The organism is Nonomuraea basaltis (genome assembly GCF_005893125.1).
Taxonomy (GTDB): Bacteria; Actinomycetota; Actinomycetes; order Streptosporangiales; family Streptosporangiaceae; genus Nonomuraea; species Nonomuraea basaltis.
The window spans coordinates 1-22,369 of record NZ_VCJS01000053.1 but is presented as its reverse complement, the minus strand read 5'-3'; the positions used below and the strand labels follow the sequence as shown (position 1 = coordinate 22,369).

16 protein-coding genes are annotated in these 22,369 nt (G+C 71.9%); 6 read left to right on the top strand and 10 right to left on the bottom strand.

The window, feature by feature from the left end:
• Positions 1-48 precede the first annotated feature (48 nt).
• Both EJK15_RS24770 and EJK15_RS24765 read left to right on the top strand, forming a co-directional pair.
• Positions 49-720: a GntR family transcriptional regulator gene (locus tag EJK15_RS24770; RefSeq protein WP_138712851.1), complete on the top strand. Its 672-nt coding sequence runs from the start codon at positions 49-51 to the stop codon at positions 718-720.
• 9 nt (positions 721-729) lie between these two features.
• Positions 730-1,089 (top strand): DUF2203 domain-containing protein, encoded by a 360-nt coding sequence (locus EJK15_RS24765; protein ID WP_138712850.1) that lies wholly within the window; start codon positions 730-732, stop codon positions 1,087-1,089.
• 176 nt (positions 1,090-1,265) lie between these two features.
• Here EJK15_RS24765 and EJK15_RS24755 read toward each other — a convergent pair whose 3' ends face one another.
• On the bottom strand, positions 1,266-1,835 hold the full coding sequence (locus EJK15_RS24755) for a hypothetical protein (protein WP_138712849.1): 570 nt from the start codon (positions 1,833-1,835) through the stop codon (positions 1,266-1,268).
• Between the two features lie 175 nt (positions 1,836-2,010).
• Between EJK15_RS24755 and EJK15_RS24750 the strand changes: the two genes are divergently transcribed.
• From EJK15_RS24750 to EJK15_RS24740, 3 genes are all read left to right on the top strand, one after another.
• Positions 2,011-3,015, top strand: a complete 1,005-nt coding sequence (locus EJK15_RS24750; RefSeq protein ID WP_138712848.1) for a hypothetical protein — start codon at positions 2,011-2,013, stop codon at positions 3,013-3,015.
• 5 nt (positions 3,016-3,020) lie between these two features.
• Positions 3,021-3,998 (top strand): hypothetical protein, encoded by a 978-nt coding sequence (locus tag EJK15_RS24745; RefSeq protein ID WP_138712847.1) that lies wholly within the window; start codon positions 3,021-3,023, stop codon positions 3,996-3,998.
• A 64-nt stretch (positions 3,999-4,062) separates the two neighbouring features.
• Positions 4,063-4,608, top strand: a complete 546-nt coding sequence (locus EJK15_RS24740; protein WP_240777184.1) for a CGNR zinc finger domain-containing protein — start codon at positions 4,063-4,065, stop codon at positions 4,606-4,608.
• Positions 4,609-4,724: 116 nt separating this feature from the next.
• Here the strand turns inward: EJK15_RS24740 and EJK15_RS24735 are convergent, their stop codons facing one another.
• From EJK15_RS24735 to EJK15_RS24700, 8 genes are all read right to left on the bottom strand, one after another.
• On the bottom strand, positions 4,725-4,970 hold the full coding sequence (locus EJK15_RS24735; protein ID WP_138712846.1) for a hypothetical protein: 246 nt from the start codon (positions 4,968-4,970) through the stop codon (positions 4,725-4,727).
• 115 nt (positions 4,971-5,085) lie between these two features.
• Positions 5,086-11,028, bottom strand: coding sequence for a CHAT domain-containing protein (locus EJK15_RS24730; RefSeq protein WP_138712845.1), 5,943 nt, complete (start codon positions 11,026-11,028; stop codon positions 5,086-5,088).
• Positions 11,029-11,074: 46 nt separating this feature from the next.
• Positions 11,075-12,859, bottom strand: coding sequence for a GH39 family glycosyl hydrolase (locus EJK15_RS24725; RefSeq protein ID WP_138712844.1), 1,785 nt, complete (start codon positions 12,857-12,859; stop codon positions 11,075-11,077).
• 16 nt (positions 12,860-12,875) lie between these two features.
• Positions 12,876-14,390 carry a glucoamylase family protein gene (locus tag EJK15_RS24720; protein ID WP_138712843.1) on the bottom strand — a complete coding sequence of 505 codons (1,515 nt, stop codon included), beginning with the start codon at positions 14,388-14,390 and terminating at the stop codon, positions 12,876-12,878.
• Between the two features lie 10 nt (positions 14,391-14,400).
• Positions 14,401-15,222 carry a carbohydrate ABC transporter permease gene (locus EJK15_RS24715; RefSeq protein ID WP_138712842.1) on the bottom strand — a complete coding sequence of 274 codons (822 nt, stop codon included), beginning with the start codon at positions 15,220-15,222 and terminating at the stop codon, positions 14,401-14,403.
• Positions 15,219-16,115, bottom strand: coding sequence for a carbohydrate ABC transporter permease (locus tag EJK15_RS24710; protein WP_138712886.1), 897 nt, complete (start codon positions 16,113-16,115; stop codon positions 15,219-15,221). Before EJK15_RS24710 ends, EJK15_RS24715 begins: the two co-directional genes overlap by 4 nt.
• A 61-nt stretch (positions 16,116-16,176) precedes the next feature.
• Positions 16,177-17,445 carry a sugar ABC transporter substrate-binding protein gene (locus EJK15_RS24705; RefSeq protein ID WP_206061095.1) on the bottom strand — a complete coding sequence of 423 codons (1,269 nt, stop codon included), beginning with the start codon at positions 17,443-17,445 and terminating at the stop codon, positions 16,177-16,179.
• Positions 17,442-18,440, bottom strand: a complete 999-nt coding sequence (locus EJK15_RS24700; RefSeq protein WP_138712841.1) for a LacI family DNA-binding transcriptional regulator — start codon at positions 18,438-18,440, stop codon at positions 17,442-17,444. The genes EJK15_RS24705 and EJK15_RS24700 overlap by 4 nt, the downstream gene beginning before the upstream one ends.
• A 145-nt stretch (positions 18,441-18,585) precedes the next feature.
• Here EJK15_RS24700 and EJK15_RS24695 point away from each other — a divergent pair, with 145 nt between their 5' ends.
• Positions 18,586-18,990, top strand: coding sequence for a nitroreductase family deazaflavin-dependent oxidoreductase (locus EJK15_RS24695; RefSeq protein WP_138712840.1), 405 nt, complete (start codon positions 18,586-18,588; stop codon positions 18,988-18,990).
• A gap of 42 nt (positions 18,991-19,032) precedes the next feature.
• On the opposite strand, the gene EJK15_RS24690 is transcribed toward EJK15_RS24695, so the two are convergent.
• A complete protein-coding gene (locus EJK15_RS24690; protein ID WP_138712839.1) occupies positions 19,033-22,110 on the bottom strand; it encodes a S8 family serine peptidase in 3,078 nt (1,025 codons plus the stop codon).
• Positions 22,111-22,369 lie beyond the last annotated feature (259 nt).

Below are 22,369 nucleotides of genomic sequence, written 5' to 3'. Positions count from 1 at the left end.
AATTCGACAATAGTTTTGCTCCATGATTTCCTGTTAAATGTGGATGACATGGTCGCTGATCTCTTCCAAGACCGGCCCCGGCTGGGACGCAGCAGCACGGCCGAGCGGGTGGCCGACATCCTGCGCGACCGCATCAGCGAGGGGTTCTTCCGTCCTGGCCAGCGGCTGTCGGAGGAGTCCATCTCCGAAGGACTCGGCGTGTCGCGCAACACGCTGCGCGAGGCGTTCCGGCTGCTCGGCCACGAGCGGCTGCTCGACCACAAGCTCAACCGCGGCGTGTTCGTCCGCCTCCCGTCCGTCGTGGACGTCCTCGACCTCTACAAGGTGCGCCGCGTCCTCGAAGGAGCGGCGGTGCGCCGGACGCCGTCCCCGCAGGCGCTGACCGTGATCAGGGAGGCCATGCGCGACGCCGAGCGGGCCGCCGCCGAGGACGACTGGCAGCGGGTCGGCACCGCCAACATCCGCTTCCACCAGGCGCTCGTGTCGCTGAACGAGAGCCCCAGGATCGACGAGCTCATGCGCCAGCTGCTGGCCGAGCTGCGCCTCGTCTTCCATGTGATGGAGAACCCGCGGGCCTTTCACGAGCCGTTCGTCGAGCGCAACCGCACGCTGCTGGAGCTGATCGAGTCCGGCAAGCCGGATCAGGCCGCGGCCTTTCTGGACAACTATCTGGACCATGCGGAGAAACTGCTCGTCCACGCGTACGAGCCGAACCGCTAACGTTTGGGCATGGATCGGATCTTCACCGTCGACGAGGCCCGCTCGCTGCTGCCCGGCGTCATCGAGGACGCCCAGGAGGTGATCGCCGCGCGCGCCGACCTGGCCGAGATCACCTTCGACCGGCAGGCCAAGGGCGGGTCCGAGCTCGGCGGCCTCCCCGAGCTCAAGGCGCTCCAGGCCCGCATCGAGGAGATCCTGAGCGGGTGGACCGATCAGGGGATCGAGGTGAAGGGCATCGCGCCGGTGCTGGTCGACTTCCCCGCGATGCGCGAGGGGGTTTCGGTGCGGCTGTGCTGGATCGAGGGAGAGCGGGAGCTCGCCTGGTACCACCGTACGGACCTGGGCTTCGCCGGCCGCCGCCCGCTCTGACCCTTCGCGTCCCCCTTTACGGTCACCCTCGTCGAGGTCGAGGGCAGGACGAAGTACGTGGCCCAGTCCGTGCACCAGTCAGTGGAGGCCCGCGACGCGATCGTGCGCGCCGACGGCGTGAGGGGCGGCCGGGAGTCCATGGACCGGCTCGCCGAGGTGCTCGCCGCCCGCTGACCTCACTTCTTCTCCTGCTCCGGCGGCTCCCTGGTCTGGCCGGGTGGCTCCCTGGTCTGCCCCGGCGGCTCCCTGGTCTGCCCCGGAGGGGTGGGCCGGGTCTCCGGAGAGGCGGTGGGCTCGTCGACTCCGTTCGTGGCGGGTGCGGTCGTCTTGGCAGGTGCGGTCGTCTTGACGGGCCGCTGGGTCGCCGAGGCGGTCACCTTCACGTCGCGCACGTGCGTCTTGCGAACGGGGACCGGCGTCGTCCGGACCGCGGGCGGTGGCGTGCGGCCGCGGTTCGCGGGCGGCGTCGTACGGGTCCCCGGGGGAGCGGTGCGGGCGGCAGAGGCCGGCAGCGGGCGCGACGTGCGGACGACCGGCCCGGCGGTGGGACTCCGGCTCGGCACGCCCGGAGGGGACGCGGCCTCAGGCCTCTCGCGCGTCGGCAGGGGGCCGAGCGTGGGTGAGCTGCCCGGGATGCCGGCCAGCACGGCCGCCGTGACGAGATGCAGCAGCCCCGCGATGACCGTGGAGATGCGCACCGTGCGTGCCCGCCGCTCCGCGGCCGCGCCCTGGCGCCCGGGTCTCACGACGGGAGAATCCATGCCGATGCCATGCCTAGTCCTCCGGTACGGGACGAGCAAACCTGATTGATCTAGACACGGATGGCCGCGGCGGTCAAGAGGCGTGGCAGCCGTGGCCGACATGTGACCAACCGACCCCCTCGGGCGCGTGTCTAAGGAGGTGAGCGAAAGGATCACAGCCATGAGGCATCCCTCAGCGACCGCCGCGCTCCTGGCGTCGGCACTCATCGGTGGGCTGGGGCTCGTACCCGCCGCCGCCCACGCGCGTACCGGACCGGCGGTCGCGCGCGCCGCCTGGATCAAGTCGTGCTACGACAAGAAGGAAGGCAGCACCTACCCGTGCGGCCAGTGGCGGCTGCTTCTGCCTGATGGCGGGCAGATCGCCGTTCCCGGCGCCGCCGGCACCAAGATCGACAGGACGGGCGCGAAGACCCGCGACATGAGCACGTTCCTGATCAGCGCGGACGGGCGCGTGCTGGCCTACGAACGCGCCGGCGACCACCGACTGGTCGTCCGGCGGGTCGCCGGCGGGCCGGCCACGGCACTGCCCGAGTCGGTGCTCTTCAAGGGCGTCGGCAGCGAGGAGCTCGGCATCGCCCTGTCTCCCACGGGCGACAAGGTGCTGATCGACTACTTCGACGAACCCGCCCGTCTGCCCTCCAAGGTGGTCACGGTCGCCACCGGCAAGGTCACGACGCTGCCCGCCGCGGACACGTTGCACGGCTTCAGCGGCGACGGCGACGAGGTGCTGGCCACGCGTCACCGGAGCGACAGCACCACAGGGATGTACGCCTACCGCCTCGACGGCACAGGCGCGATCAAGCGCACGCCGCCCCAGGTCGTCGTGAACGCCCTCTCCTACGCACTGGCCCCCGACGGCAGGAGGGTGGCGGCGTTCACGGAGGGCGACACCGGCACGAAGCGGCCGCCCAGGGTGCGGATCTACGACCTGGAGACCGGGGACCTCTCGGCGAGCGGGGACCTGCCGAGCAAGCCCGGCACGCTGCCGTACGCCGCCTACTGGAACGCGGACGGGCGGCTCAAGGTGATCGTGCACAGCGGCGACGACGGGCAACCGGCGGTGGTACGGGTGCTCACCGTCGATCCGGAGTCCCGGCACGCCACGCAGACGGACAAGTACACGATCGGCAAGTCCAGGTACGCCTACTTCGCGGCCGGAGAGTGAACGACATGAGAACCAAGATCCTCGCCACCCTCACGGCCGCTCTCGTCGCCCTGGTCGCGGCCCCGGTGGCCCCGGCGGTGGCGCACGCGGACGAGCACCGCGGTCACGACAGCATCCGGTACGCCTCCATCAAGGGCTGCCGGACCGGCGACGGTCAGAAGCCGTGCGGCGACTGGCGGCTGATCATGCACAGCGGCAAGGCGCATGTCCTGCGCGACGCCCAAGTGGTCGCCCTCGACGCGAAGGGCAAGTCCACCGGCTCCAGCCCGGCGCCCATCGCGGTCAGCGGGAACGGCCGCCGGGTCGCGTACTTCACCAAGACCGGCAGGCTCGCCGTACGGACGCTCGGGGGCGCGGTCAAGCTGCTCGCCAAGGACGCGCTGCCACGAGTGGGCCAGTACGACGTGGCACTGCTGCTCTCCGACGACGGCGGCAGGCTGGCCGCCGTCGTCAGCGGAGACAAGTCCCCCGGGACCCGCGTCTTCGACACGGACACCGGCGCCCGGCTCGGCACCGTTCCGGCCGACGTGACGGTGCTGGGCTTCAGCGGCGACGCCGGCGAGGTGCTCGGCACCGCCGAGGCCGAGGAGTCCGTCACCGACCTGGTGGTCTACAGCGACTCGGGTGAGCGACTGCTACGCGCCACGCCGCCGCAGGTCGTCGCGTCGAACGGGCCGCAGGCGCTGTCCGCCGACGGCCGCACCGTGGCGAACGTCGTGGCGGGGGACAAGCCGGAGCTGGTGACGTACGACCTGGAGCCCGACCAGGTCGTGGGCCGCAAGACGGTCAAGCTGCCGGCCGGCGACGTCCACATGATCGACTGGACCGGGGACGACCAGGTGACCCTCCACCTGATCCGCCACCTGTCGAACTCCACCAGGATGACGATCGTCCAGATCGACACCGACACGGGCGCGGTCAAGGTCAGGGACCGGTACACCCTGCTGAAGGACACGTTCGTGTTCGCGGCGTGCGGCGGCTGACCCACGCCCGTGGGGTTCTCCGCGCTCGCGGGCGTACTCGTGCGAGCGGGCATACGCTGCTTGCGTGAAGGTTCACTCGAGCAAGGCGATGGCCGTCAGAGCCGTCGACCTGTGCGTGGCGCTGCTGCACGAGCAGCCGTCGATCGAGTCGGTGTCGCGCGTCCTGCGCGACCACGGTGAGGTCGGAGACCTCGACCTCGGCGAGGCGGACATCACGGCGATGCGCGCGGCGGCGGCCCGGCTCAGCGAGGTGCTGGGTGCGCCGGACCCCGGCACGGCGGCGGCCCTGCTCAACCGGCTGCTCGCCGGTGCGGCCCGGGCGCCCAGATTGACCAGTCACGGGGGCACGACGAGCTGGCACCTGCACGTCGACAGCGGGGACGACGCCTCGTGGGGGGAGTGGTTCCTGGCGTCGTCGGCGATGGCGCTGGCCGTGCTGCTGGCCGATCACCAGCGGGTGCCCGGCGGGCTGTGCGCGTCGGGCGGTTGCGGGCGGCCATACCTCGACTTCGGCGGCGGCAGCCCGCGCCGCTACTGCAGTGCCCGCTGCGCCACCCGCGAACGCGTCGCCGCCCACCGCTCCCGCGCCTCATCCGGCGTAGCAGGCTGACCCGCCCCGCGCCCGCCGCCCAGCCCCGGCTGAGCGGATCGTTGTCAGACAGGCGGGCTAACCTCATGTGATCGTGAACGACGATCCTTCATGCCGGACTCGAAGTGGATGGGCCACTAGGGGTCGCGGGGCCGGTGGCCCGCTCCGAGGTCCTCGTCCATGTCGAACGGCTCGTCGCCGCGGCGCATCCTGGGGTGGCCGATGTCGGCCTCGAGGTCGAAGGCGGCATGCCTGGCCGCCTCGGCCAGCTCTTCTTCCTCGCGCTCGCGCATGACCCGCTCGTGGTGCCGGTGGATGCGGTCGACGATGGCCTTGAAGGGGCCGTGGTGCTCGGGTTCCTTTTCCAGCCCGGCGTCGTTCATGTCCGTATTGTGAGCGAAGTCCCATTCTCGGGACAACCAAGGCAGGGTGAAGGGATGGTGCCGCAGGCGAGATTTCCGATCCGTGGAGATTCGCTTGGGGATCGGGTGCGGCTCTCTAATCGGGGAGGCCGGCCAGCACGTACGGGGCCCACAGGTCGGGCTCGGCGGACCCGTACAGCTCCCGCAGCTCCAGCACCGCCTCGCGCAGCGCCTGGGCCTTGCCCGCGCCGGCACGCACCCTGGTGTGGAAGTCGCGCACGAGCACACGGGTGATCTCGGCGGAGACCGGCCAGAGGGTGAGGAGCACGGACCTGGCTCCGGCGTGCAGGAGCGCGCGGCCGAGCGCCGCCCCGTCGTCTCCGGCGGGCGGGCCGGCGGGGTCGGCGCCGAGCAGGGTGGCGACCTCTCCAGCCAGGTCTTCCGCGGCTCCCGGGGCGTCGGACGCGTGGCCGAGGACCAACGACCGGCCGGGGCGTGCCGGGGGGCGGCGGGTCAGCCGGGTCAGGACGGCGGCGGACGGGGCGTAGACGACGGGGCAGCGTTCGAGCACGAGCCGGCCGCCGGGGGCCAGGGCGTGCAACGGTACGTGGTGCAGGGCGCGGTGCGGGAGGAGGTAGAGCAGGTCCGGGTCGTCGCCCAGGGCTTGGAGCGCGTCGGTCAGGAGCTGGTCGGCCAGGCGGCGCCACAGGTCGCGGCGGTGGCGGCGGGCGGCGATGTCGAGGAGTTCCGGCCGGTCGCCGTCGATGGTCCGGGCGAAGCCGGCCAGCAGGTCGCGGCCGACCGTGGTGGGGAAGGCGCGTGGCTCGGGCCAGCCGGTGCGGTGGGCGAGCACGGTCACCGTGTCGTCGCCGACGTGGAATCCAAGCAGCCCGATCACCTCTCCGACACCGACGCCTTCGCTGGTGCCGGCGGCGGGAGTGACGAGGGCGTCCAGTTCGGGTTTGCCGGGTGGGGTGCCGCGGCGCATGGCGACGTAGTCGGCGGCGAGGGGCTCCATGCGGTCCCACAGCGCCTCCACGTTGGCCTGAGTGGCGCGGGCGCGGCGGATGAGGGCGGCGGCCTGGACGGGGTCGCGCGTCCTCCCCGCCGCCGAAACGAGCGCATGCACGTCGTCGAGCCCGCGTTGCTCGCTCTCCAGAAGTTCGGCGGGTACGCCGGTCGGCGGGGGCCACCGGCCATGGCCGAGCTGGGCGATCAACGTCCGCGCCTTGGCTTGTTCCGCGTGGGTCCAGGCCGTCATGCCGCGTCCGAGGCGTACGGCGAGCCTGATCGCCCGGTCGAGGGCGGGCGCCCGGCCGAGCTCGAAGGCGCGTTCGGCGTCGGCGAGGGCGCTGGGCAGGTCACCAAGTTTCTCCCTGGCCCCGGACCGGTCATGGCAGGCGATCGCCAGCGCAGGTTCGTGGCCCAGTTTCTCCAGCAGGTCGATCGCCCTGGAGAGGCGACGGTGGGCGCGGGCGTGCTCGGCGGTGGCGACGTCGAGTGCTCCGAGGTCGCCCAGCGCGATCGCCTCGCCGGCGCTGAACCCGATCCTCCCGGCCAGAGCGAGCGCCTCTTCCAGGTACGCCGCCGCTTGGGCTCGCCCCTCCCCGTACGCCGGCGCTTGCGCTCGCCCCTCCCCGTACGCCGGCGCTTGGGCTCGCTCCTTGCGGTGTGCCGCTTCCTGGGGAGGGTCCTCCAGGCGCGAGAGCAGGATCAGGTCGAGGACCGCGCCGCGTTCGTTGCCGTGCGCCCGGTCGAGGTCCAGGGCTCGTTCGGCGTACGGCCGGGCCTGATCATTCTCGCCGCGCAGCAGGTGTGCCAGGCCGAGGTCGGCGTAGTCGCTCCCGAGGTCCTCCCGGTGGCCTCCCAGCTCCTCCGAGATCGAGATGGCGGCCCGGTAAGTGGCGACTGCCTCGTCCAGTTCGCCCAGCTTGAGGTGGAGCCCGGCCCGGCCGGCCAGCAGCGGTGCCCGCAGCGCCCGCCAAAGGGGGGCCGCGGCCAGCATGAGGCCCTCGTCGTAGGCGCGGGCGGCCTCCGGCCAGCGGGCCTCGCCGGTCAGGGTCAGGGCGAGGGAGGTGAGCGCGTGGACGAGCTGGACGGGGAGCGCCGAGCCCGTCTCGCGGGCCAGTTCGACCGCCCTGGTGAGATGCCCGATCGCCTCGTCGGCCCGGCCCAGCGCCCTGGCCGCGGTGCCCAGGTTGCGCAGGTGCTCGACGATCCGGTAGTCGCGCAGCTCGTAGCCGTGGGCAGCGTGGTTGTAGGCGGCGGAGGGGTCGCCCAGAGCCAGGCAGAGGGCGGACAGCTTGGCCAGGAGGTGGGAACGCTCTCTGGCAGGGGCGGCCGAGAGGCTCGTACCGTTGGCGGGGGCTTGTTCGGCGAGGGCCTGTTCGGCCGCGGCGCGGGCCAGCCGGAGGTCGCCTGAGGCCTCCGCCTCCTCCAGGCGTAGCCATCCCTGGATCCGCTCCATCGCCTCCGGCTGCTCGCCCCCTGTCCGGAGCGCAGTGACGGCTTCTGCCAGCGTGGCGCGGCCGCGGGTGAGATCGCCGAGGGTGAGCTGGATGGCGGCCACCCGCACCAGGACGTCCGCGTCCAGCCCGCCCGGCGCCGCCGCCATCGCCACGATGACCTCGAACGGCGCCTCCGCCGGGCGGATCCTGGGGTGCGTCTCGGCTTCAACGCCCGCGGCTCTTTCTCCTCGGCCCGCGCGGGCCACAAGGCTTGCTGGTCCTTCCGCAGCCGTCTTCTGCCGCGTCGCAGACTGTGTCCCGGCTCCTGTGGCCTGCGTGTCTTGCGTGCCCGGCTCCGTGGCGACGCCCGTCAGCCCTTCTTCCAGCGCCACCCTGGCGCGGCGGTACTCGCCGCGTTCCTCCAGCGCGAAGCCGAGCTTGATCGAGGCGATGGCGGCCAGCCGGTCCTGGGCGGCGGCGCGGAAGTTCACCACCGCCGGTTCCAGCGCCTCCACCTGGGCCCTCAGATCGCCGGTACGGGCGGCGAGACCCGCCAGCCGGTCCCGTACGACGCCTTCCTTGAGCGGGTCGGCGGCGGCCAGCCCGAGCGCCGCGTACAGTCGATCCTCCGCCTCCTGCAGCTCCCCCAGCCGCACGTCCAGCACGGCCCGGTGCAGGGTGGCGGTGAAGAGGGCGTCGAGGTCCCCCTCGGCGGCGGCCAGCTCCCGCGCCCGCTCCAGCTCGGACAGGGCGTCCTCCAGCCGGTCCAGGCGGGCCAGGCAGGAGGCGCGCATGGTCAGGGCGGCCGCCTCCTGGGCCGGCGCCCGGAGCCTGGCGAACCTCTCCCCCGCCGCCCCGAACTCCTCCAGCGCCCGCTCTGCGTCGCCCTCGGTGTACGCGAGCACGCCCAGGTTGTAGCGGGCCGAGGCGGAGCCGTCGTGGTAGCCGAGGGACTCGTACTCGCGTTCGGCCAGCTCGAAGCCGGCCCTGCCACCCGCGGCGTCGCCGTCGGCGCGGCGACGTTGCGCGATGCGGTACCACTCGTCGGCGGGCTCCCGCCGCTGCCCCCTGCGCCGTACGATCTCCACCATGCGGGCCTCACAGGCGGCGGCCTGCCGGCGGTGGCCGCGCCCGGCCAGCAGGACCGCGTGCGCGTCGAGCGCCCGGCAGGCGTCCTCCCAAGCCCCGGCGGCCTCCAGCTCGATGGCGCAGGCGGCGATGCGCTCGACGGCAGCGGTGAGGTCGCCCTCGTCGACGGCGGCGCGGGCGGCGGGGATCAGTACGGTGGCCGCCGCCTCCCTCTGGCCGAGCGTCAGGTACAGCTCGCGGGCCCGCGCCACGCAGGCCACGGCCGCGCCGGGGTCGCCGGCGGCCAGGTACGCGTCCGCCGCCTGCACCTGGTGGGCGGCCTCCTCCGCGGTCAGCCCGGCGGCCGCGCACCGGGCGGCGGCCTGGAGGTGCTGCTCGACGGCTCTGGCGGGGTCGCCGGCCCGCAGGAGGACGTCGCCCATGCTGCCGAGCTGGTGCGCCTCCGATCGGTTGTCGCCGAGTGAGCGGTAGATGGCCGCCGAGCGCTCGAACGCCTCCAGGGCCTGGTCCGGCTCCCCCAGCTCGTCATGGTTGACGCCCTGTCTGGAGAGCGCGTAGGCAGCCTGCGAACGCCGGCCTGCCTCGTCGAACGCGACCGACGCCCCGGCCAGCACGGTGCCGGCGATGTGGAGACGGCCCAGCTCGGCCAGCCGCAGTGCCGTGCCGAGCAGGAAGTCGCCACGTTCGCCCGCTGCCCTACCGCGTTCGCCCGCCGTCTCGCTCTGCTCACCCGCCGCCTCGAACTGTCGCTCGGCGAATCGCAGCAGCTTGATTGCCACGTCCTCGTCCGAAGACAGCAGCGCCAGTTCGGTCGCGGCGTACGCCAGCTGGTCGTCCATCGGCAGCGGACCGGGGCCGTCGAGCACGGTGCTGAGCCGGGCCAGCTGGTCGGCGTCGCCGTCCCTGGCCAGGGCCAGCGCCTCGCCCAGGTCGCGGGCGTCGCCCAGTGCGGAGAAGCGGGCCAGCAGGGCTTCGGACAGCAGCCGCTGGGCGGGCGCCTGGTCGTGGGAGCTCTTCACGGCCGGCTCGAGGCCGTGGCGGGCGGCCAGCACGGCGTCGTTCAGGTCCTCGACCCGCCGCTCGCCGCCGGACCCTGTGACCCCGCGCCAGCGGAGTAGTTGCGAGAGGAGGCCGTATGCCTCCTCCTGGAGCGTCAGGCGGTCGCCGGCCGCCACGGCCTCGCGGAGGGCGGTGATGGCCTCGTCGGCGGTTTCCGGGGTCAGGTGCAGGTTGAGGGCCTGGGCGAGCAGGAGAAGGGTTTGGGGGCGGTCCGGCTCCTGGGCGGCGTGGGCGGCCAGGGCCGCGCGGGCCGTGGTGATCGGTTCGGCCGGGTCTGCGCCCGTGACGACGGCCCGTCTGAGCAGTGCGTTCGCCAAGGTGACGAGGAGCCGGGCGCGTTCGGGGTGGCCGTGGGGGGCCAGGCCGGCGGCGTCGCGCATGGTGTCGATGGCGGCCTCCAGGTCGGACTCGTCGCCGGTCACGCCGTAGCGGCGCCATCGGCGGTCGGCCAGGAGGGCGAGGCGGGCCAGCGGATCCGAGCCGAGCCGGCGGGCCGTCTCGTCGGGGGCCACGCCCAGGGCCTCAAGCATCTCCTGGCCGGCCTCCAGCGAGCGCTCGTCACCCGTGACCACGTACCACTCGACGAGCCCGGCCGCGTACGGCGCCAGCACGCCGGGGTGCGCCCACCGCTCGTGCCAGAAGTCCAGCGCGCACTGCCCCACCCTGATGAACGCCAGCAGGTCGTCGTCCAGGCATGAGCCGGCCGCCCGCGCCTTGGCGAGGCCGACGAGCGCGAGCAGCGCCTGCGACCTGTCCCGCGTGCCCGGCGCCGATTCGGCGGCCGCCAGATAGGCCCTGACCAGGCCCTCGTCCCCGGGAGCGGCGAGGGTCAGGGCCGCGGCCAGTTCCCCCAGGTAGGCGGCTTCACCGGGCGCCCCCAGCGCCGCTCTGAACAGCACGTGCACGGCGTCGTCAAGGAGCTCCCGCTCTCCCGTCTGCGCGTGCAGCCGTGCCAGTCCGCCGCCGAGCAGGGCGAGCGCGCCGGGCGCCCAGGACGGGTCGGCCGAGCGCATGGCCTGCTGTAACAGCAACTGCCCGAGCCGGTCGGCCGCGTCCACGGTGGGGTGGGCGACGGCACGGCGGACCAGGGCGTGGATGAGCAGCCCGACGTGCCGGTACGCGGCCGGGTCCACGTGCCTGAACACCTCTTCCACCAGACCGGCCCACGTGCCGGCCGAGTCGCCCGGCGGCACGTTCGAGCCGCGCAGCTTCTCCGGCAGCCGTCCGGGGTCGACCACGGCGACGGCGGCGAAGAAGGCACCCGCCACGGCGGCGTCCTGCGTGGTCCGCTGGTCGAGCCGGTAGCGGGCCAGGTGGAGGATGCCGATCAGCCGCCAGGCGGCGGCGTCGGAGCGGTCGCCGGCACATGCCCGCATCGCCTGCTCGGCCTCGACCAGCGCCGCGGGGTCCCAGATCAGCTCGGGATCCGCGGCCTGCTCGAACCGCTCGATGCGGGCGGCCAGCGCCCCGGCCGGATCGGTCATGGCCACAGGCTCTCATCGGCGCGCGCTCCCCGTACAGAACCGCCACTCAGGGCGTCAGTTCGATGAACGAGACGCCGGGCATGGGGAGAGCGAACCGGAGCGTGAGCGTGTCGCCGGTGACCGCGGTGGCGGGCTCGAGCTCGTCCAGTGTGTTGGCGGCGCGCAGTTTGTCCCACTGTTCGCCCGCCGGCCAGTCGCCGCCGCCCATCGACTGCCAGGCCGCCTCGACGTTGGAGTGGGCGTGGTCGATGCGGTGGTGGGTGAGCGTGCGGGGGCGGCCGTCGAGGCCGTCGATCGTCAGGGTGATCGTGCGGGTCAGCTCGGGGGCGCCCGCCGCCTGGGCCTGGTTGAGTGTGCCGTTCCAGAGCAGGACGCCGATCCGGCCGTCGTCGTGCCTGGCCGCCCACACCTCCACGCCCGCCACGTCCCCGTCCAGCGTGGCCGCCAGCTCGGCGTCTCCCAGGCGGGCGGCGAGGGCGAGCGCGTGGAAGCGGGGCTTGCGCAGGTTGCCGACGGTGAGGAGGCCGAAGCCGCCGTGGAACAGCCGCGGCGGGCGGCCCAGCTCCTCGAAGTGGTCGGAGGCCACCCAGTGTGACAGCGCGCCGATCCGGCCCGCGGCCGACTTCATGCCGTGCAGCAGGAACGCCGCTCCGTACGGGCCGTCGCCGATGCCGTGAAAGTGGGTGGGCGTGGGGCCCCATTCGGTCCACCAGATGGGGATGTCCCGCCGATGGCGGTCCAGGGTGGGGCGCCAGTCGAGCGGGGCGTTGCCGTACGTGTGCGTGGAGAGGAAGTCCAGGGCCGCGCCCGACTCGGCGACGTGGGCGAGCAGCTCCTCGACCCAGCCGTTCGCGGCCGAGGCGGGGCCGCCGACGCGCAGGCCCGGGTGCACGTTCTTCACGGCGGCGGCGGTGACGTCGTAGAGCAGGAAGTACTCCTCGGGCGTGCCGGACCAGAAGACGGCCAGGTTCGGCTCGTTCCACACCTCGAAGGCCCAGTGATCGACGAGCTCGTGGATGCCGTACCGGCCGGCCAGGTGCTCGACCAGTGCCCTGACCAGGTCGCCCCATGCCTCGTAGTCCTTCGGCGGCGAGACGATCGCCTCGTAGCCGAAGACGGTCTTGGCGGGGTCGGCGGCCAGGTCGCGCGGCATGAAGCCCAGCTCCACGATCGGGCGCAGGCCCAGGCCGACGACCGTGTCGTAGACGCGGTCCACGCCGCTGAAGTCGTAGACCGCCCGGCCGTCGACCTCCTTGTACACGCCCAGGTCGTCGCAGAGGATGGCGTGCGCCCTGACCGTCTCGACGCCGAGCTCGCCGCGCATGATCCGCAGCGCCTCGGTCAGCTCCTCGCCGATGGGCCTGCCGCCGGTCTCACCGGTGTTCAGCAGGTACGAAAGGTGCTCCGACCCCACCATGTACGCCCACGGCCGCGGCAGCTCCCGCGTCACCCGCCGCGCGTCGACGCGGACGCAGGCCCCCTCGGAAACCCCGGCGGGCCCCGCGTGGACCGCCGGGGACAGGGGGCCGGCGGCGTCCATGGCCGAGACGGCGGCCACCGCGTAGGCCGCCGCCCCGTGGCCCGTGTCGACGTACCGGCAGGACGGTACGGCCGGCACGTCCACGTCCGGCTGCCCGACCGGCACGCCGTCCCGGTGCACCAGATAGCCGATGGCGCCGGGCACGGGGTCCCAGGTCAGCGTCACCTGGCCGGCGCCCGGGACCGCCCGGAGGCCGGACGGGGCCTCCAGGGCGGGTCGCGAGGCCGCGGCGAGCTCACCGGAGGCCTGGCCGATGCGGTCCTGCCAGTCGCGATGGGCGGCCGTGTTCATCAAGATCTTCCCCGTTTCATCGGTTGACCACATCCCATTCCTCGAGCCGCATCACCGGCCGGAGCCTGGCCTCCACGCCGGAGCCCGCGAAGTAGCCGTGCAGGTTGCCGCCGGCGAGCACGTTGCCGAGGGCGGCCATCACCATGCCCTGGTCGAGCGCCAGGTACCACTTCGACACGACGCCGGAGCGGACGGCGATCGCGTCGTAGAAGCCGCCGGGCCCGTAGGCGTCGAAGTCGCGGCGCAGCTTGGCCAGGTTGTCCATGGCCGCGGCCCGTGCGTACGGCAGCGCCAGGAAGCTCGCGTGCGGCGTCACCACGCCGTCGCCGTAGGCGGCCGGCTCCGGCCGGGCGGGGCGGCAGCCCTCGTAGCCGGGGTCGACGCTGGTCCGCTCGCGGTCGGAGGTGTAGCCGGGCTCGTCCATGCCGAGCGGGTCCACGCCGTACTCGCGGTAGCCGCCGTGCGGGTCGTTGGACGGGGAGAAGCCCCAATAGCCGTATTTGGCCTCGTACAGGCCGTGCTCGATCTGGGCCCGGACGAACACCGGGTGGTTGCGGCCCCAGCTGCGCGGCGCCCACTCGGCCTCGGGGACGACGAGGTCGGGCATGAGGGCCTCGAACATCGAGCCGCCCCAGTTGGGGACATAGCGCATGCCGCGGTAGCCGTACGTGCCCTCCCAGACGTTCACGCCCAGGTACCGCTTCCAGGAGCCGACCGGCTTCTGCTCCTGCCAGCCGAAGTCGCAGCCGTTGTCGGGGAACGTCCGGTACGGGCCGAAGTAGTGCTCGCGCGGGAGCTGGCCGAGCGCGATGCCCACGTACGTGCCGATCCGGGTCTCGGCGGGCGCGCCGTAGTGGTGGCAGGTCGAGTAGACGGTCGTGCCGGTGCCGGCGTAGTCGCTCGCCACGAAGCAGCCGTCGGGCGGCTCCGGCCAGAAGCCGCCGCGCAGCAGGCCCGTGCCCGCGTCGGGGCGCGCCGCCGGGTCGTAGTACGACGCGAAGTTCATCGAGGTCACGAGCCGGTCGGCGCGGGCGGCGTGGGCGGGGGCGGCATTGCGGACCATCATGAGGGCCGCGGCCAGCCAGCCGTTGTCCACGCTGGAGGCGAACGGGCGGACCGGGTCGCCGGTCTCCGGCCAGGTGCGGATGAGCTGGAGGGTGGAGGGGTCGTACCAGTTGTAGTACTGGCCGGTCGGGGCGTTGCGCTCCAGCCGCTCCAGGGCGGTGAGCACCTTGGCGATCCTGGCCGACGCGTCCTGGCCGGTGATCAGGCGCAGGTCGCGGGCGGTGAGCGTGCTCCACAGGTACGTGCCGATGTTGGTCGGGGAGGTGACCTCGGCCCTGGTCTTGAGGTCGCCGGTCACCTTGTCCGCGGGCAGGCCGGTGGCCGGCTCGACCATGGCGGCCATCGACCGCCAGGTGTCCTTCGCGTAGCGAAGAAGCGTGCTGTCTCCCGAAATTTCGGCGTTCGCGGCGGTTGCGGGCGCGGCTAAGGCCAGCACGAGCAGACCGGACACGACAGTCTTGCGCATGGGTGCTCCTCTACTTGAGGCCGGTGGTGGCGATGCCCTGGATGAAGAAGCGCTGCAGGAAGACGAACAGGAACAGGATCGGCGCGATCACCACGACCGACCCCGCGACCAGCAGGTTGTAGTGGGTGGCCTCGTGGCCGTTGAGGATGTTCAGCGCGACAGGAAGGGTGTACATGCGCTCGCTCTGCGCGACCACGGCCGGCCACAGGAAGTTGTTCCACGATTGGAGGAACGTGATCAGCCCGAGCGTGGCCAGCGGCGGCCCGCACAGCGGCAGGATGATCGTGAAGAAGATCCGGACCTCCCTGGCGCCGTCCACCCGGGCCGCGTCGATGAGCTCGTCGGGCAGATCCGAGATGAACTGCCGCATCATGAACACGCCGAGCGGCGTCACCACGGTCGGCAGGATGATCCCGATGAACGTGTTGACCATGCCGAGCTTCGCGATCAGCACGAACTGCGGCACCATGAGCACGATCGCCGGGATCGCGAGCTGGACCAGGACCAGGCCGAACGCGACGTTCTTGCCGCGGAAGTCGAGCTTGGCGAAGGCGTACCCGACCATGGAGCAGAACAGCAGGTTCGTGGCCACCAGCACCAGCGCGATGATCATGCTGTTGGCGAACGCGGTGCCGATGTCAACCCGTGTGAACAGCTCGGCGAAGTTGTCCAGCGTCCACGTCTCTGGCCAGAACGTCGGCGGGTCGCGCCTGATCTCCCGCTCGGGCTTGACCGAGCTGAGCGCCGTCCACAGGAACGGCCCGGCGACCAGGGCCAGGCCAAAGGTCAGCCCGGCGTAGACGACCGCGCGCTGGCGGCGGGTCCTCGTCACCTTCTCCTCCCCAGCCTCAGCTGCAGCACGGCCAGCGCCACGATCACCGTGAAGAGCACCGTCGAGGCGGCCCCGGCGTAGCCGTAGTTGCCGACCCCGAACTGGTTGAAGATGGCCAGCGACGCCGACAGCGTGGAGTTCAGCGGCCCGCCCCGGGTCATGACCAGCGGCTCCTCCATGAACTGCATGAAGCCGACCGAGCTGTAGACGGTGCAGAACAGCAGCACGGGGCGGAGCGAGGGCACGGTCACCGAGCGGAAGCGGGCCCACCGCCCGGCGCCGTCCACCTCCGCGGCCTCGTACAGCTCCCTCGGGATGGTCTGGAGGGCGGCCAGGAGCACGACCATGTTGAAGCCGAAGCTGCGCCAGGCCGTCATGACGATGATCGACGGCAGGGCGGTGCTCTGGCTCTGCAGCCAGTTCGGGCCCCGGATCCCGGCCAGTTCCAGCAGCCGGTTGACCAGTCCGGCCTCCGGCTCCAGCAGGAACTTCCAGGCCACGGCGATGCCGATGATGCTGGTGATGTTCGGCAGGTAGTAGCCGAGCCGGAAGAACGCGGCCGGCAGGCGGGCGATCCCCGAGTTGAGCATGACCGCGGCGGCCAGCCCGAGCCCGATCGTCAGCGGCAGCGCGGTGAGCACGAACACGACGGTGTTGACCGCCGCAGCGCGCATGGCGGCGTCGTTCATGAGCCGCAGGTAGTTGTCGACGCCGACCAGGTCAACGGCGAGCGGGTCGGTCACGTCGGTGCTGCGCATGTCGGTGAAGCTGAGGCCGATGCCGACGAGCAGCGGCCCCAGGTAGAACACGGCGAACAGCACCACGAACGGCAGGATGAACATCCAGCCGATCCAGCCCCGGCGTAACGAGTCCCGGACGACGGGAACCGCCATGCTCACAGGCCCTCCTTCGTCGGTCCTGTGAGCAAACCGCTGTGTCTGATCGTTCGCTCGCTCACAGGCCGGTCCCGATGGTGTCGGCCTGCGACTGGATCGATTCGGCCGTCTGCTCGGGGGTCTGCGCGCCGCGGGCCAGCTTCTCCAGCTCGGCCTCCAGGACCCGGGCCACCTGCTCCCACGTCGGGAACGGCGGCGGCGTCTTGGCGTCCTTGAGCTGCTCGCCGAAGACCGCGAGCTGCCTGTCAGCGGTCAGCTCGGGCTCCTGCCAGGCCGCCTGCACGGCGGGCAGCGACTTGACCGTCGTGTACCACTTGGCCTGCACCTTCGCCTCGCTCAGCCACTGCACGAACTTCCAGGCCGCGTCGCGGTTCTTCGCCTTCTTGAACACCGCCATGTCGGCCCCGCCGACGAAGCTGGTGGCGGAGACCGGGCCCTTGGGGTACGGCGCGACGTCGAACTTGTCCTTGAACTCGGGCCCGCCGTCGTTGTTGAGCACGCCGATCATCCACGGGCCGGAGAAGAAACCACCGACCTCGCCCTTGATGAAGCTCTGCGGGAAGGCGCCCTCGGGGGTGTTGTTCGGCGCGAGCTTCTGCTTGAACAAGGACTCGTACTGCGTGAGCGCGGTCACGGCCTCGGGGGTGTCGAAGGTGTACTTGCCGTCCTTGACGATCTCGCCGCCGGCCTGCCAGATCAGCGGCAGCGCCTCCTGCCACGAGGCGCCCAGAGTGTAGCTCTGGTTGAAGCCGTTCTTCGCGCCGCCCTTGTCCTTGAGCGCCTTGACGAAGTCCGTGAACTCCCGCCACGTCTCCGGCGGCTGCACGCCGGCCTTCTTCGCCAGGTCGGTGCGGTAGTAGAGGACGCGGGTCTCGACGTACCACGGGACGCCGTACGCCGTGCCGTTGAGCTCGACCGTCTGCCACGCCCCCGGGAAGAACGCCGCCTTGTCGACCAGGTTGCCCGGCGTCGGGTCGAGCGCGCCGGTCTTGGCCAGCTCGCCCGACCAGGTCGAGCCGATCATGCTCACGTCGGGCGTGGCGCCGCCCGCGATGGCCGCGGTGATCTTGTCGTGCGCCACGTCCCACCCGATCGCCGTGACGTTGACCTTCACTCCGGGGTTGGCGCTCTCGAAGTCCTTGACGAACGCGCCGAGCGCCTTGCCCTCCTCCCCCATCGCCCAGACCGTGACCTCCCCCGTGACGTTGCCGGTCGTGACGTCCTGCGCCTGCTCGGGCGCCCGTTCGGTGGCGCGGCCGCAGCCGGCGGCCAGCATCGCGAGAGCCAGCAGGCCGCTGGTGGCGGCGCGCCGGGTGATGGTGTTCACGTTCGTACCTCCTGGGGGTGGTGACCGCAGCTGGAGCGGACGACCAGCTCGGTGGTCAGGATCTGGTGGCGCGGCGTGTCGCGGACGCCGGTGATCAGCTCGTCGAGCGCGCGGGCGGCGCGGGCGCCGAGCTCGCGCATCGGCTGGCGTACGGTGGTCAGCGCCGGCCTGGCGTGGCGGGCGGCCATGATGTCGTCCCAGCCGGTGACGGCCACGTCGCCGGGCACGTCGAGGCCGAGCTCCTCGGCGGCGAGCAGCGCCCCCAGCGCCACCTCGTCGTCGGAGCAGACGATCGCCTCGGGCCTTCTGCGATCTTCGAGCAGCCTCCTGGCCGCGTCGAAGCCGCACTCCACGGTGTATTCACGCGTGGCCACGGCCTCGATCGCGCCGCCGAGCACCCCCCGCACGCCGCGCCAGCGCTCGTCCACGTCGTCGCCGGCGGCCAGGGGCGCGCCGAGGAACGCGAAGCGCTCGTAGCCGTGGCCGGCCAGATGATCGGCCAGCGCCCGCGCCGAGGCGGTGTTCTCGCTGCGCAGCGTGTCGGCGCCGGGCAGCGGGTCGCGCGAGATGACCACCAGCCGCACGCCCAGCCGCACCAGCTCGGCGATCAGCGGCTCGGGGGCGACGTGGCCGAAGATCAGCATGCCGTCGACCCGCCCGGCCAGGTCCTTGATCAGGTCGTTGACCCTGGTGCGGCCCTTGGCCGACAGGATGACCACCGAGCGGCCCAGCTCGGAGGCGACCTCCTCGTAGCCGAGCAGCACCTGGGTGTAGTACGGGCCCGCGAGGTCGGGGAAGACGATGCCGTTGGCGGCGTGCCGGCCCTCGGCGAGGCTGACGCCGAGGCGGCTGGGCGTGAAGTTGAGCTCCTCGACGGCCTTGAGCACCCTCTCCCGCGTCTTGGCCGCGACGGGGCCGGTGCCGCGCAGGGCCCTGGACACGGTCGCGATCGACACGCCGGCCCGCTTGGCCACCTCGTAGATGGTCACGTCCATGGAGCTGCTCCCTGTTCATGTAAGCGCTTTCATCATTTTGTGGTGTAAGCGCTTACATGATTGCAGTGTGCCAGCCGTGTTAACTTCTCGTACAGACCTCTCCGAGTAACGGTGAGGTCACGCCATCCGTGGGTAGCTTGTGAGCATGCTCTTCGGTAAGGAACATGTCCGGCGTTATCAGGAGACCGACGGGGCGGAGGGGCACGACTGGAACAACACCACCGTCCTCCTCCTGACCACCAGAGGCCGTAACTCAGGCAAGCCGTACACGACACCGCTCATCTACCAGCGCTACGGCGACGCCTACCTGGTCGTCGCCTCGTACGGCGGTGCTCCCGAGCATCCGGACTGGTACAAGAACCTCATGGCCCACCCCGATGTCGAGGTGCAGGTGAAGGGCGAGAGGTTCAAGGTCCAGGCCCGCACGGCTCGCGAGGACGAGAAGCCGGAGATGTGGCAGGTGATGGCCAGGGCGTGGCCCGACTACGACAACTACCAGCAGAAGACCGACCGTCAGATCCCGGTCGTCGTCCTCGAACGCGTCCAATGACGGAAGACCCCGCCGCGTGGGCGCGGCGGGGTCGTCCTGCGCTCACTTGATCTCGTAGGCCCTGATGACGGTCTCGGTGAAGGCGTTGCCGCCGGTGTCGGCGGCTTTGACGCGCAGCGAGGCGAACGTGCCGCGGGCGCTGATCGGGTGCCAGGTCTCGGCGGCCCAGCCGCGGTCGAGTGTCGGGTGCACCAGCGTGGGCAGCCAGGTGCGGCCGTCGTCGTAGGAGATCTCCACGGTGAGCGTGCGCAGCTTCAGGCCGGGTGAGCCGTCCTGGCGCTGGACGCGCACCGGGATGCGCATGAGGCCGGCGGCGGCGCGGTTCCGGTCGTCCAGCTCCGGGCTGATCTTGACGGTCAGCAGCGGCAGCACCTGCCGTTCGCCCGGCTCGGTCGTCTTCGACCTGAACCGCCACTCGGCGCTGACCCGCGTGGACAGCTTGGTCAGCTCCGGTACGCGGTCGGCGGTCATGGTGAGCCGGTAGTCGCTCTCGCGCTGCTCGGCGGGCACTTCGATCCAGCCGGGCAGCAGGTCCTCGGCGAAGATCTCCTTTCCGTCGCGGTAGAGCCTGGACTGCGGGGCGACGTGCTCGCCGTAGGAGACGCGCCCGGGCACGCCGTCATCGAACAGTCCGGCCGAGAACTGCATCAGGTTGTCCTCGCGCCAGGTGTAGTCGCCGCCGGGGTTGAGCGCGGCCGCGAAGACGCCGGTGTTCCAGCGGTCGGAGGTCTTCTGCCCGGCGCGGTAGACGGTGGTCTCGCCGAAGAAGAACTGGTCGACGTCGTTCCAGCCGTCCGGCGGCGTGCGGTACTGGATGAAGGACGGGTACCAGCCGGTGTCGCCGGGCGTGTAGTACTCGGTCCTGCGGAACGGGAGCGGGAAGCGGGACACGTTCGCGTACGGCATCCACGCCAGCTCGGTCCCGTACAGCACGGGCAGGGCGAAGTGCTCGCCGTACTTGACGTCGTGCTGGGTGGCGTACGTCGAGGTGACCTGGGCGAGGTCGCGGCGGCTCGGCCGGTAGCCGGGGTCGGCGGGGATGCGCGGCTCGGCCTTCATCAGGTGGTAGAAGTACGGGCTGTCGTCGTAGGTGCCGTCGCCCTTCGGCCTGGCCCACTGCGTCCAGCGGTAGAAGGCGAACTTCTTGCTGGCCGTGCGGGTGGTCGGGATGGCCTTGATGCCCTCGACGCGGGCCGCGCCCCACATGCCGGCCAGGTCGACGTCCACGCCGAAGGGTTGCATGCCGTCGACGAGCTGGAGCATGCCGAGCATGCCGATGGCCAGCCGCGCGGTGGGCTCCTCAGTGCCCACGTCCACCGGCCTGGCCTTGCGGGCGTCGGCGGCGACGGTGCGGTCGGCATCGAGGGTGAACTCCGGCTCGGCGGCCATCACCAGCGTTCCGTCCCGGTCGGCCATGAGGGTGACGACCGTGTAGCGGTGGCCCTTCAGCAGCCTGAGGTCCAGGGCGCCGCCGGAGATGTCGAAGTTGGTCTGCTCCTTCGCGTCGAGGTCGATCACCCCGGCGAAGGCGTCCTGGGCGGGCTTCCCGTCGGTGCCGGTGAAGGCCAGCTTGAGCGCGCGCTTCTCCGGCTCGACCCGCAGGCCGATGCCGGTGCGTACCGACACGTCGGCGTTCTTGGCGATGACCGTGCCGCTGTACCTGCCGATCGGGCCCGGCTCGGCGGTCACCGTGACCTGCGCGGTGCCGTGCGCGGGCACCTCCACCGCGCCGGCGCTGAGCTTGAACGGCGTCACCGCGCCGCCCTGGCCGTCCTTGGCCGTCACGCCGAGGTCCAGCCGGACGGCGGCGTCGCCGTCGTTGCGGTAGGTGAGCGTCCGCTCCATGGGCCCGGAGCCGGGCAGCTCCACGTCTCCCATGCTCAGCGCGGCGGGCTCGGCGGTGACCTGCTGGGTCACGGCGCGGGCCAGATCCACCCGGCCGGCGCCCTGCACGTATGCGCCCAGCTCGTCGCCGGGTGCGGTGGAGGCCATCAGCGCCGCCTTGATCTGGCCGGCCGTCCAGCCCGGGTGCTGACCGGCGAGGACCGCCGCCGCTCCCGCAACGTGCGGGGTGGCCATGGACGTGCCGCTCAGCGCCGTGTGGAGATCGTCGACCGGGTAGCCGGCGGAGGTGCCCGCGGCCCTGGCGGCGACGATGTTCACGCCGGGCGCGATCAGGTCGGGCTTGACCGCGGCGTCGCCCTGGCGCGGGCCGGTGCCGCTGAACTGCGCGACCGTGTCGCCGTCGCGGTAGGAGGCGCCGACCGACAGCGCGCCGTCCGCGGTGCTCGGCGAGCTGACCATCTGGGGCCCGTCGTTGCCGGACGCGACCACGAACAGCGTGCCGTACCTCTCCGTCAGGGTGTTGACGGCCTGCTCCATCGGGTCGTCGCCGGGGGCGTCAGGGTTACCGAGGCTGAGGTTGGCCACGCGGGCGCCGTTCTCGGCCGCCCAGGTCATGGCCTCGATGATGGCCGAGTCCGGGCATTGCCCGCTGCTCTCGCAGACCTTGCCGATCAGCAGCTTGGCGCCGGGGGCGACGCCCTTGTAGCGGTCGCCGGAGCCGGCGATCGTGGCGGCGACGTGGGTGCCGTGGCCGTTGAGGTCGCGCGTGTCGGGCTCGGAGGTGAAGTTCTCGGCCTTGGCGACCACGCCCTGCAGGTCGGGGTGGCCGGGGTCGTAGCCGGTGTCGAGCACCGCGACGGTGACGTCCTTGCCGGTGTGGCCGGACTCCCAGGCCGCGGGGGCGCCGATGTGCGGGACGCTGACGTCGAGAGACAGCTTGGCCTTGCCGTCCAGCCAGATCTTCGCCGGACCGGCCGCCGCTCTGGCCTGGCCGGTCAGGGACTTCCAGAGCGTTCCCGCCTGGTCGCGGGGCTCGCTCCGGGCTACGGCGTTGATCGCGGGCAGCGGGCGCCCGCCCGCGGCCCGCAGCTCCGCGGCGCCGCTCTGGCCGGGGTAGGCCACGATCAGCGGGAGCGCCGGGCTGGCGGCGTCGTCGTAGCCGAGCGCGGCGAGCTGGGTGACGTTGAACAGCCGGGGGTCGAGCTTGCCCGCGGCCAGCAGCGGCATCGCGTCCACGGGGACGATGCTGAGCCCCTCCTTGGCGCGGCGGTGCACGAAGGTGATCTTCTCGCGGCCCGGCCCCGGCTTGACGTCGAGCTGGGTCTGCTTGGCCGGGAGCGAGCGGAGGGTGACCTTGTCGCCGGTGATGAGGGTGATCGTCTTGGGCGGTTCGGCCGGTCCCGGCTGGGTGGCTGTCTCTTATACAAATCTCTGAGCCCACGAGACCCTAAGACAGCTCGTATGCCGTCTTCTGCTTGAAAAAAAAAAAATAGCAATTTTCGCTGCCAGTGTCGGAGCATCTCTTGTTGGATGA

Excerpts from the sequence above, each read along its gene's own strand:
- EJK15_RS24730 (WP_138712845.1), bottom strand. The coding sequence starts at position 11,028 with ATGACCGATCCGGCCGGGGCGCTGGCCGCCCGCATCGAGCGGTTCGAG.
- EJK15_RS24765 (WP_138712850.1), top strand. The coding sequence starts at position 730 with ATGGATCGGATCTTCACCGTCGACGAGGCCCGCTCGCTGCTGCCCGGC.
- EJK15_RS24695 (WP_138712840.1), top strand. The coding sequence starts at position 18,586 with ATGCTCTTCGGTAAGGAACATGTCCGGCGTTATCAGGAGACCGACGGG.
- EJK15_RS24720 (WP_138712843.1), bottom strand. The coding sequence starts at position 14,390 with ATGCGCAAGACTGTCGTGTCCGGTCTGCTCGTGCTGGCCTTAGCCGCG.
- EJK15_RS24770 (WP_138712851.1), top strand. The coding sequence starts at position 49 with ATGGTCGCTGATCTCTTCCAAGACCGGCCCCGGCTGGGACGCAGCAGC.
- EJK15_RS24710 (WP_138712886.1), bottom strand. The coding sequence starts at position 16,115 with ATGGCGGTTCCCGTCGTCCGGGACTCGTTACGCCGGGGCTGGATCGGC.
- EJK15_RS24735 (WP_138712846.1), bottom strand. The coding sequence starts at position 4,970 with ATGAACGACGCCGGGCTGGAAAAGGAACCCGAGCACCACGGCCCCTTC.
- EJK15_RS24725 (WP_138712844.1), bottom strand. The coding sequence starts at position 12,859 with ATGAACACGGCCGCCCATCGCGACTGGCAGGACCGCATCGGCCAGGCC.
- EJK15_RS24750 (WP_138712848.1), top strand. The coding sequence starts at position 2,011 with ATGAGGCATCCCTCAGCGACCGCCGCGCTCCTGGCGTCGGCACTCATC.
- EJK15_RS24700 (WP_138712841.1), bottom strand. The coding sequence starts at position 18,440 with ATGGACGTGACCATCTACGAGGTGGCCAAGCGGGCCGGCGTGTCGATC.
- EJK15_RS24745 (WP_138712847.1), top strand. The coding sequence starts at position 3,021 with ATGAGAACCAAGATCCTCGCCACCCTCACGGCCGCTCTCGTCGCCCTG.